The 3,560-nt window shown below is 22.3% G+C and carries 4 protein-coding genes; 3 read left to right on the top strand and 1 reads right to left on the bottom strand.

Going from position 1 to position 3,560, the window contains the following annotated elements:
* Positions 1 to 679: 679 nt before the first annotated feature.
* From BUA77_RS12900 to BUA77_RS12890, 3 genes are read left to right on the top strand one after another with little or no spacing between them, the layout of a single operon-like run.
* Positions 680 to 877 carry a hypothetical protein gene (locus BUA77_RS12900; protein WP_072890931.1) on the top strand — a complete coding sequence of 66 codons (198 nt, stop codon included), beginning with the start codon at positions 680 to 682 and terminating at the stop codon, positions 875 to 877.
* 21 nt (positions 878 to 898) lie between these two features.
* Entirely contained in the window at positions 899 to 1,267 is a 369-nt protein-coding gene (locus BUA77_RS12895; protein WP_072890929.1) for a nucleotidyltransferase domain-containing protein, read from the top strand.
* Positions 1,257 to 1,667: a HEPN domain-containing protein gene (locus BUA77_RS12890; protein ID WP_072890926.1), complete on the top strand. Its 411-nt coding sequence runs from the start codon at positions 1,257 to 1,259 to the stop codon at positions 1,665 to 1,667. The genes BUA77_RS12895 and BUA77_RS12890 overlap by 11 nt, the downstream gene beginning before the upstream one ends.
* A gap of 178 nt (positions 1,668 to 1,845) precedes the next feature.
* Here the strand turns inward: BUA77_RS12890 and BUA77_RS12885 are convergent, their stop codons facing one another.
* Positions 1,846 to 2,892 (bottom strand): replication initiation protein, encoded by a 1,047-nt coding sequence (locus BUA77_RS12885; protein WP_072890924.1) that lies wholly within the window; start codon positions 2,890 to 2,892, stop codon positions 1,846 to 1,848.
* Positions 2,893 to 3,560: the final 668 nt, after the last annotated feature.

Here is a 3,560-nt window from a genome sequence, read left to right as displayed (position 1 = left end):
ATCTCTTAAATATGATATTTGTGAAACACAAATAAGAAAGATTCTATCTAAATAATAAATACTCCGTTAAGTTCATTAGGCCATGGGGTATTTTTCACTTTAAAGTTATTATTGCTTTACTTAATTCATTTATAGATTCAATTGAAGTAAATAGGCATTATAATAATTTGAATTCCATATTATGCCATGGTATTATTTTTATAAATCCAACAAAGAGAGGATTTTACTATGAATCATAAAAATCCCAAATCGAATGATATAATTTTGAAAATTTTTTTAATATCCTTTCTTCTTATAACAACATTTCTTCTTTTGGCAAGATTTTTACATTTTGTTCCTTAAAAAATCATTCTAAAATATAATCTATAAGATAAGAGGTGTTACTCAAATATCATCGAAGTAATAAATATAACCTAAATAATATTTAGTTCATAGATGAGAAATATTACTCAAGTATTATTGAAATAATATAGTTAGTAAGTAATTTGAAGACTTACCTTATCTTCTGGTATTGCTTAAATATTATTATAGTAATACTATAGTTACATATGCTGAAAAATCAAGCGAAGAAAAGAATGTAAATCACAATAATACTCAAATAATACCTAAAAAAGAAATTATTGAAATTGTAAATTTAAAATCCGATATATTAAAAATGATGCAGTAACACAAAGAGTTAATGAAATGGTATAATCTACAAAAAACTAAAGAGAAGATTATTGATATTCCAGAGTTAAAAATTCAAACTTCTAAACTTACTGGAGAAAGTAAAAGAAAAGTATTTGTTTTATATAAAGATGTATTAGATAAATTTATGGAAAATACCCGAAAACCTTCGTTGCTTGTCTCGGTGGTAGCTCACGGAAAAATACAATAATATAACAAAAGGAGTATAATAATGAAATCTTATAAAGAAATAATAGAAAATCATACTTTACCCAAAAAGTTTAAATATAAAATAATCAAATCAATTATGTTTCTTTTGAGTAAATATCAAGATGATACATTAAAAATAATATTATTTGGAAGTTGTGCTAAAAGTCAAGTTAAAGAAACATCAGACGTTGATTTAGCTTTAGTTATAAAAGGAAGTGCAAACCCTAAATTATATTCAAAAATAAGAAATGAATTATGGGATAATGAAATAGATGACGATATAGAAACTGACTTGTATTTTATAAGTGAAAAATTGTATAATTCAAATGAATTTGAAAAATCAATACCTTACAATATAATAAAGAAAGGAATTACATTATATGTACAGTAACCCATTTAAAGTAAATACATTTGCTTATATGGCTCATAATGATTATATGACTGCAATGTTAAATTATGATTTAAAATCAGAATATGTATACGACAATATATTAGTTAATTGTCATCAATTTGTAGAAAAATTATTAAAACATATAATTAACATTAAAACAGGAGAAATAAATAAAACACATAATCTTAAAAGTTTATCTAGAGAAGTAATGAATCATTATCCTGAAACAAAAAAAATATGGAAATGTTGTAGTATATTGAATGATTATTATTTTTCAAAAAGATACCCTGGTGAAAATTATTATGAAACAGACAAAGAACAAATAGAGGAAGCAATAGAGTGTATAAATAATATAAAAGAATTATTATACCCAATACTTGTGAAAATGGAATGTAAATAAATAGCAGGTTCTCCTTTTACTTTATTACCTGCTATTTATTTGATAAATTATAGCTAGTCCTTAGTTTAATTACATCTCTTTATCCATATTTTATTAAATAATGAAATAAAAAAAGACATAAAAGAATATGATGAATTTGAAACCAATTTTGATATCAAAATTGAGGTATAAATATTTTTTATTTCTTTTTTTGTTTTTCTAAAATGATTTTTTCTAATTCTTCAGCTGAATACTTAGATGTTCTTTGCTCAAAATTGTGAAATACTGTTTTCCTATATGTATTTTCTGTTGTAACTGCTACTTCATCATAATCTTCTTTTATAGCTTCTATTAATAAACCTATAATATTATCTATATTCTTATTTTTCTTAATATAAGAATCTTTTATAATATAGTATTTTTGTATTATTTTACCTACATCTCTTTCAGCTACATCTAATAAAGCCATATAATCTTTTTCTTTAAAATCATATCCTATTACAGATTTAAGGGTTTCTATTTTAACCTTAGTTTCTATATCTAATTCTATTTGTTTTTCTTCTTTTATTTCTTCTATTACTTTTTTAGATTTAATTATAAATTTAATCTCTTTTACAGCTCTACCTTTTTTTATTTCTTTAAAATCAAATGTTATATCTGTTTTTCCATTTATATCTTCCTGAGCTTTTAAGATAGTTCTTTTCTTAAAATCATTATATCTTTTATATTTACCTTCTAAATTAAAAAAATCTCTTAATTCTTCAATTGATACGCAAATTTCTTTTTTATATTCATGAGATTTTAATAATTCATAAAGCTGAATACTATATTTAGACTTCATATGTAATATATTTTCCAATTTATATTTTGTAAATAATTCTTTAAGACCTAATAAATATGGTTTTAAATCTTCATCAAACCTAATTTTTAAAATTCCGTTTTTATATGCTGCTTTACTAAACCACTGCATTATCTCAAAACTTTTACCATCTTCTATTTTGATAGGTTTAGATGCTAAAGTATATATAGTTTCTTTTAGAGCTGTATATTTACTTTTATTTTTAACTTCCAATAAATTCATTATTTTACTTGCTTCAATTTCATAAAGTTTAAATTCTTCATCTTCTGGGCTTATTAATGATGCAAAAATTAATACAATTTTCTGTTCATCTAAAGTTAAAGTTCTCTTCTTCTCTATTAATGAATTACTTTGTACTATCAAAAAACTTTTATCAACCTTATTCATAATTTCTCACCCTTTATTGTTAAATAAAACCAATGATATTATAACACAATAAACGACATACATAAACCATTAGTCGTTTTTAAAGTACAAATTTACATTTATCTATAATATATATATTCCATTTAATACTGTGTATTTTCAATGAATAGAGTGTAATTAGTATTTATTTTATTTTTACATCGAAATACTATTTTAATCGTTAATTTATCATTGTATTTACGACATATATAGATTATAAGTCGTTTTTGGGTATGAAAAGGTCGCACTTCGGTATGAAAAAGTCGTTTTTCGGTATGAAAAAGTCGTTTTTAAATTTTGAAGTTATTGAAATGACTAGCTTATAACACTGTCTTAAATAATTAAATAATATAAATATATTAAATATATATAAAACAACAAATAAGGAAAAATCATTGTTGTTAAAAAAAATCAGACAAAAGAATAAAAAAATTCGCTTCATGCTAATACATAGCTTATATTCTAATTGAGTTTTACAAGTTAAAAAATTAATTTCAAAAAAAGTATTGACATATTTTAAAATAAATTGTATAGTATTTTTTGTCGTTAAGACATTGAACTTTGAAAATTAAACAGTAGGTCATAATGAGTCACATTAAGTGATTCTGGATATAAAACATGAAGCCAAGTTTATTTTGAGCAACGGAAAT

The organism is Tepidibacter formicigenes DSM 15518, from assembly GCF_900142235.1.
GTDB lineage: Bacteria > Bacillota > Clostridia > Peptostreptococcales > Peptostreptococcaceae > Tepidibacter > Tepidibacter formicigenes.
This window is presented reverse-complemented; position numbering and strand designations above follow the sequence as displayed.